This window comes from Halolamina salina (genome assembly GCF_042678005.1).
Lineage (GTDB): Archaea > Halobacteriota > Halobacteria > Halobacteriales > Haloferacaceae > Halolamina > Halolamina salina.
In genome coordinates this window covers 1-6,016 of the sequence record NZ_JBHUDH010000149.1, presented here as the reverse complement: position 1 = coordinate 6,016, position 6,016 = coordinate 1, and the positions used below count along the sequence as shown (strand labels likewise).

Below are 6,016 nucleotides of genomic sequence, written 5' to 3'. Positions count from 1 at the left end.
CCAGAAGATCCGGATGCTGCGCACGCTGGACGACTTCCTCCAGCGCCGACTCCCGCAGGCGACGACGACGTAGCCGTCCGCCGCCTCGAACGCCTGGTACGGCGCGATGTTGGGGTGGCGCGAGCCCATCCGCTCGGGCGCTTCGCCGGAGGCGAACGCGTCGGTCCCCATGTAGGAGAGCCAGCCCAGCAGCGCGTCGAACAGCGCCACGTCGATGCGGTCGCCGCCCTCGTCGGCAAACTCACGGCGGAACAGCGCCGCGAGCACCGACTGGGTCGCGTACATGCCCGCCGCGAGGTCGGCGACGGCGACGCCGACACGGACGGGCGGTCGCCCTTCCTCGCCGGTGATGCTCATCATCCCGCCCTCGGCCTGCATCATCAGGTCGTACGCCGGGCGCTCGGCCTTCGGACCGGTCTGTCCGTAGCCGGTGATCGAGCAGTACACCAGCCCCGGGTTCGCCTCGCTGAGCGTCTCGTAGTCCAGCCCCCACTCCGCGGCTTTGCCGACCCGGAAGTTCTCGAGCAGCACGTCCGCCTCGCCCGCGAGGTCGCGGAACGCCTCGCGACCCTCCTCGATAGTGAGGTTCAGCGTTATCGAGCGCTTGTTCCGGTTGATGCTGGCGTAGTAGGAGGCAACGTCGTCCCCGAACGCAGGCGGCGTCCAGTGGCGGGTCTGATCGCCGCCGTCGGGGCGTTCGACCTTGATCACGTCGGCGCCCAGATCGCCGAGCTGCATCCCGCAGAACGGGCCGGCGAGCACGCGCGAGGCGTCGAGTACGGTGACGCCCTCCAGCGGTCCGGTCGGGTCGTCGGTCATAGCCCGATCCGGGCGGGCCAGCGTCTTAGTGGTTCCCACCCGGCGCCGTCACGGCTCACTCCTCGCGACCGGCGAGTCGATCCGGAAGCCCGGTGAGATCGCCGTCGACGTGGAGGTAGCGCCCGCCGTGGCGGTCGATCCCGCCGTCCGCGTCGTGGTCGTCGCCGACGTGGGTCAGCGCCTCGACGGGCACGTCCAGTTCGTCCGCGACCGCGGCGAACGCCCGCCGGTCCGGCTTCCGCCAGCCGATCTCGACGCTCGACACGACGGTATCGAACTGATCGAGCAGCCCCGCGCGGGCGAGGACTCGATCGACCAGTCCCGGGACCGAGCAGTTCGAGAGCACGCCCACGGGCGCGTCGACGGCGGTGATCGCCGCTTCGACGCCGGGAACCGGCACCACCTCGCGGTCGAACGCGTCGAGCACGGCGGCCTCGACGACCGATTCGTCGGCCTCGATCCCGCGGCTCGACAGCGCCGCGCGGACGTGCGCGGGCAGCGACACCTCGGCGCCGGCCGGCGAGTCGAGGTGCGGTTCGGTGTACGCCTCGTGCCAGTCCTCGGGGACTGTGACGCCGCGGCCCCGGAGCTGTTCGGCGACCGCTGCGGCGGGGTCCGGGGGGCGCGGGACGGCGACGAGCGTGCCGAAGCAGTCGAACGAGACGGCGCGCATCACCCCACCCTCGGGGCGGGAGCGCGCTAAGGGTTTTGCCGCTCCCCGTCGACTGCGATCGTCGGCGTCGATTCGGGCAGGACGAGTAGCCAGTCGAACGATCCCGGCAGATCGGTACGGGCGTACCCTTCCTCCGCCGGATCGAACACCGAGCCGACGTAGCGTTTCCGCTGCTCTGCAGTCGCCCACTGGGCGAGTCGATCGTCGTCGGCGACGGCGTCGAGATCGAGGGCGTAGGGGGCGTCTCCGACCGCCGCGAACGCGGCCGTCGCGCTGTCCTCGGTCGGCGAGCCGACCGAGAACGTCTCCACCTCGCCGCTCTCACGGCCGACCGCACGGAACGACCCGCGAGCGAAGTCGAACCCGACCGGCCGGTAGTCGTCGCCGAGCGCCCGCGCGAGTCGCTCGCCCATCGTCGTCGCGTCGGCCCAGACCGTGCCGTCGTCGAACGATCCGCGCTGGACGTGGCCGTCGTGCGCCCACAACACCACGCCCATTCCGGGATCGCGCTCCAGTGCCCGGCGGGCGTTCTCGGCCATGAAGCGGTCCCGTGCCGCCATCCCCGCGGGGTGGGGGCCGGGCTGTTCGTGCCTGACGCGGGCCCACTCGCAGGACTGTTCGATCACGCGGCAGAGCCATCGGGCCGTCCGCCACGCGTCGCGGGACGCTTCGTCCGCGTCGCGGGTCGCGTCCAGCCGCTCGCGGATCTGTTCCGCGGCTGCAGTCACCGTCTCCAGTACGCGTTCGCGATCATCGTCGTCGCTGACCGTCGCGTCGGCGACGGTCCGGAGCTGTTCGATCTCGGCGTCGGGGTCGATCCGTTCGAAGTACGCCTGCAGCGGCGCTGCCGGCGCCGACGGCGTGCTCAGGTCGACGCCACGGATCCGGACCTGGTCCGCAGGCGCGCGCCCGTCGTTGAACGCCCGGAGCCAGTCGAGCAGCGCCCGCACCGACTCGGTCCGCCACTGCCACATGTCGAGTTCGGCGAGCGCCGACTCCGCGTCCGCGGACAGTCGAGCGAACGGGCTCCCGCCACGGACGAACGCGTCCAGCGCCGTCGTCGCCGCCGCGTCGGCTTCGAACGCGACCGTTCGGAACCCCCGTTCGGTCACGAGGTGGCGGATCAGGCGGTGTTTGTGTTCGAAACACTCCCGTGTACCGTGAGTCGCCTCGCCGAGACCGACGATCCGGGCGTCGCCGAGCGAATGGGCGAGCGGCGTCGGAACCGCGGCCGACCTTGCCTCGGCGTCCGTTCCCGCAGGGACCATCGAGGTTGTGCGTGCCGCCAGCGCGTCGATCGTCCCGTCGTCGAGCATACGCACCCACTACTGCCGGCGCGTGAAAACGGTGCGTGAGAGAGGGTCGCAAACCCACGATAACATTTACCACGGTAGAACTCCCACGGTAATTCGATGGTCGGTCCCCAGTTCGTCTGTCAGGAGTGTGCCCGGACGGTGAGTAACCGCTCGTACCGCGCCAACTGCCCCGACTGCGGCGGCGAACTCGACCGACAGCGCCGCGCGACGTGAGCGAGGTGTCGACCGACCCCACCCGGATCCGCTCGCTCGCGGTCCACCGCGACGACGTGCTCACTGCGCTGGAGGCCCGAGCGCGCGACCGCGATCCCGCCGTCCTCCGCCTCGTCGCCCCCTTCTCCGGCCGGATGCGCGCCCGCCTCCACGTGGCCCGCGAGGACGCCGGTCCCGAGGAGATCCACATCGAACCGGCGACGTTCGTTGCCGACCCGCCAGCGTTCCCGAGCGTCGACGAGACTGAGGACCGGCTCCGGGCGGCCGACGAGTACGACCTCGACCGCCACCGCGAGGCCCACCAGCGAGCGGTGGATCGGTGGCGCGACCGCGTCGAAGACCGCCTCCGGGACCGGCTCACGCTCCCGGGGACGGACCACGAGGTGACGGTGCACTATCTGGGCTGATCGCCGCCGAAAAATCGACCCGCCCCGCGACGGTTACAGCCGCTGCAGGTTCGTCGCGCGGGGTCCCTTGTCGGCCTGTTCGATGTCGAACTCCACCTCTTGACCCTCCTCGAGGTCGGGACCGCCGACGTCCTCCATGTGGAAGAACACGTCGTCGTCCGCGTCCTCGGTCTCGATGAAGCCGTATCCGCCCGTGTCGTTGAAGAACGCAACCGTGCCTGTCGCCATCGGTATCTCCGGCGGGGAGATTACGCCCGCTCGAATAAATATGTGTGGGACGCTACCACGGGTGAGTATCACGTGATCGATGGGATTTACGCCACAGAATCCCCCTACGCGAGGTCCTTCGCTTCGATCTCGCAGGTCGGCGAGCAGTACGGTCCCGCCGTCGCGTTCGCGTCTGGGTACGCGCGGAACGTCGTCGAACACTCCACACAGTCGTACGTGTCGAAGTCCGACATACGCTCGCCGGTAGTTCGTGGCGGCCCAAAAATCGTGTGGCGGCGGCGGTCCGACAGCAGCTTTTTGCGAACACGTCCCAACCGACGCGTATGGCCAGAGAGACCATCAGCGACGACACCCACGGCGTCGTCTACGAGTTCAGCCCACAGATGAAGCCGGTCCGGACGGTCGAGCCCGGCACCGAACTCACCTTCGAGACGCGGGACAGCCTGAACGGCGTGATTCAGGACGACGACGACCTGCTCGAACAGATCCCCGAGGAGGTCAACGCCGCCACCGGCCCGGTCGCCGTCGAGGGTGCCGAGCCGGGCGACGTGCTCCGGGTCGAGATCGAGGACGTACGGCTGGCGGAGGACCGCGGCCGCGTCGTCACCACGCCGGGGTTCGGACTCATGCAGGACGACCCCGACGTGGAGGCGCCGTTCACCCGGGTCACGCCGGTCGAGAAGGGGTCGAACTACGCGGACGGCCGGCCGCGGGTGCGGTTCCAGGGCCGGGAGATCGCCGCCGACCCGTGTATCGGGACGATCGGCGTCGCGACCGCCGGCGAGACCCACTCGACGCTCGTCCCCCACGACCACGGCGGCAACCTCGACACGAACGACGTGACGACGGGGTCGACGCTGTACCTCCCGGTGTTCCAGTCCGGCGGGCTGCTCGCGATGGGCGACTCGAAGGCGGTGATGGCCGACGGCGAGATGTGCGGCACCGGCGCGGAGATCGCGACCGACGTGGACGTGACTCTCGACGTGATCTCGGACCCCGAGTTCGACCTCCAGCGGCCGCTGATCGACACCGGCGACCACTGGAAAACCGTCGCGAGCGCGGAGACGATGGAGGAGGCGTCCCGGCTCGCTCACAAGGACGCGATGGCACTACTCTCGGCAGAACACGGCTACAGCACCACGGAGGCCCACACGTTCGGCAGCCTCGTCGGCGGGCTGGAGATCTCGCAGGTCGTCGATCCGCTGGTGACAGTCCGGAACGCGATCCCGAGCGAGCACGTCTCCTCGCCGTTCTGAGACTACTCGCCGAGGAGTTCCAGCAGGAGCGCCTGCTGCGTCGGCTTGCGGTTGCCGGCCTGCTGCCACACCACCGACTGCTCGCTCTCCAGCGCGCCATCGGTCACCTCGCGGCCGCGATCGGCGGGCAGGCAGTGCATCAGCGTGGCGTCGCCGAGCAGCTCCTCGTCGACTTGGAACCCCTCGAACGCGGGCAGTTTCTCCTCGCTATCGCCCATGCTGACCCAGACATCGGTGTACACTACGTCCGCGCCCGCGACGGCGGCCTCCGGGCTGTCGAACTGTGTCGGCTCGCTGCCGGCCGCGGCCGCCGCCGCGATGGCGTCGTCGTCGACGCCGTAGCCCTCGGGGGTCGCGACGCGCAGATCCACGCCCGCGAGCGCACAGCCGACCACGAGCGAGCGCGCGACGTTGTTGCCGTCGCCGACCCACGCGAGGGTGATGTCGTCGAGCGCCCTGCCCGACTCGGCCGCGATCTGGCGCAGCGTCAGTAGGTCCGCGAGCGTCTGACAGGGGTGGGCTTCGTCGGTCAGCGCGTTCACGACTGGCACGTCGGCGTACGCCGCCAACTCCTCGAGGTCGTCGTGGCTGTTCAGCCGCGCCACGAGCGTGTCGACGTACTGCGAGAGCGCGCGGGCGGTATCTTTCAGCGGCTCGCCGTGGCCGAGGTGGATGTCGTCCTGCCCGAGGAACGTCGGGTGGCCGCCGAGTTCGGCGACGCCGGACTCGAACGACGTCCGAGTGCGCGTCGAGGGTTTCTCGAACACCATGGCCACGCTCCGGTCGCCCAGTCGCGCGGGGTCCTCGCCGGCCTCGATCGCGGCTGCGCGGTCGAGGAGCCGCCGGAGCGCCGCCGGCGAGAGCTGGTCGATCGTGAGCAGGTCCGTCGGGAACGTGGTCGCGGTGTTGTCGTGCATGGGTCTGTCGGTCAGTCGGTGAGCTGTTCGCAGGCGGTCGTCAGCGCCGTCACCGCGCGGTCGAACTCGGCGAGTGGCAGGCGCTCGTCGGGTGCGTGATCGAGCGCCGAGTCGCCGGGGCCGTAGGTGACGACGGGCACGTCCCACGCGTCGGCGTAGAGGTTGGCGTCGGCGGTGCCGGTCTTCT

At 70.3% G+C, this 6,016-nt stretch carries 8 protein-coding genes and 1 pseudogene; 2 read left to right on the top strand and 7 right to left on the bottom strand.

What is annotated here, in order from left to right:
* From ACFR9S_RS12695 to ACFR9S_RS12685, 3 genes are all read right to left on the bottom strand, one after another.
* Positions 1–819, bottom strand: an 819-nt coding sequence (locus ACFR9S_RS12695; protein WP_379818815.1) for a CaiB/BaiF CoA transferase family protein, incomplete at its 3' end; no start/stop codon positions are given.
* A 55-nt stretch (positions 820–874) separates the two neighbouring features.
* On the bottom strand, positions 875–1,492 hold the full coding sequence (locus ACFR9S_RS12690) for an HAD family hydrolase (protein WP_379818814.1): 618 nt from the start codon (positions 1,490–1,492) through the stop codon (positions 875–877).
* A 26-nt stretch (positions 1,493–1,518) separates the two neighbouring features.
* Complete coding sequence (locus tag ACFR9S_RS12685) at positions 1,519–2,808, bottom strand: erythromycin esterase family protein (RefSeq protein WP_379732059.1); 1,290 nt, start codon at positions 2,806–2,808, stop codon at positions 1,519–1,521.
* A 218-nt stretch (positions 2,809–3,026) separates the two neighbouring features.
* On the opposite strand from ACFR9S_RS12685, the gene ACFR9S_RS12680 reads away from it, so the two are divergent.
* On the top strand, positions 3,027–3,428 hold the full coding sequence (locus ACFR9S_RS12680) for a hypothetical protein (protein WP_379732061.1): 402 nt from the start codon (positions 3,027–3,029) through the stop codon (positions 3,426–3,428).
* Between the two features lie 33 nt (positions 3,429–3,461).
* Here ACFR9S_RS12680 and ACFR9S_RS12675 read toward each other — a convergent pair whose 3' ends face one another.
* Positions 3,462–3,656, bottom strand: coding sequence for a cold-shock protein (locus ACFR9S_RS12675; RefSeq protein ID WP_379732062.1), 195 nt, complete (start codon positions 3,654–3,656; stop codon positions 3,462–3,464).
* Positions 3,657–3,760: 104 nt separating this feature from the next.
* On the bottom strand, positions 3,761–3,889 hold the full coding sequence (locus tag ACFR9S_RS12670; RefSeq protein WP_379732063.1) for a hypothetical protein: 129 nt from the start codon (positions 3,887–3,889) through the stop codon (positions 3,761–3,763).
* Between the two features lie 90 nt (positions 3,890–3,979).
* On the opposite strand from ACFR9S_RS12670, the gene ACFR9S_RS12665 reads away from it, so the two are divergent.
* Positions 3,980–4,912 carry an acetamidase/formamidase family protein gene (locus ACFR9S_RS12665; protein WP_379732064.1) on the top strand — a complete coding sequence of 311 codons (933 nt, stop codon included), beginning with the start codon at positions 3,980–3,982 and terminating at the stop codon, positions 4,910–4,912.
* A gap of 2 nt (positions 4,913–4,914) precedes the next feature.
* Here the strand turns inward: ACFR9S_RS12665 and argF are convergent, their stop codons facing one another.
* Together argF and ACFR9S_RS12655 are read right to left on the bottom strand one after the other, a co-directional pair.
* Positions 4,915–5,829 (bottom strand): ornithine carbamoyltransferase, encoded by a 915-nt coding sequence (gene argF, locus ACFR9S_RS12660; protein WP_379818812.1) that lies wholly within the window; start codon positions 5,827–5,829, stop codon positions 4,915–4,917.
* A gap of 11 nt (positions 5,830–5,840) precedes the next feature.
* Positions 5,841–6,016 (bottom strand): annotated as a pseudogene (locus tag ACFR9S_RS12655) ([LysW]-lysine hydrolase); the annotation flags it as partial.

Excerpts from the sequence above, each read along its gene's own strand:
- argF (WP_379818812.1), bottom strand. The coding sequence starts at position 5,829 with ATGCACGACAACACCGCGACCACGTTCCCGACGGACCTGCTCACGATC.
- ACFR9S_RS12685 (WP_379732059.1), bottom strand. The coding sequence starts at position 2,808 with ATGCTCGACGACGGGACGATCGACGCGCTGGCGGCACGCACAACCTCG.
- ACFR9S_RS12690 (WP_379818814.1), bottom strand. The coding sequence starts at position 1,492 with ATGCGCGCCGTCTCGTTCGACTGCTTCGGCACGCTCGTCGCCGTCCCG.
- ACFR9S_RS12670 (WP_379732063.1), bottom strand. The coding sequence starts at position 3,889 with ATGTCGGACTTCGACACGTACGACTGTGTGGAGTGTTCGACGACGTTC.
- ACFR9S_RS12675 (WP_379732062.1), bottom strand. The coding sequence starts at position 3,656 with ATGGCGACAGGCACGGTTGCGTTCTTCAACGACACGGGCGGATACGGC.
- ACFR9S_RS12665 (WP_379732064.1), top strand. The coding sequence starts at position 3,980 with ATGGCCAGAGAGACCATCAGCGACGACACCCACGGCGTCGTCTACGAG.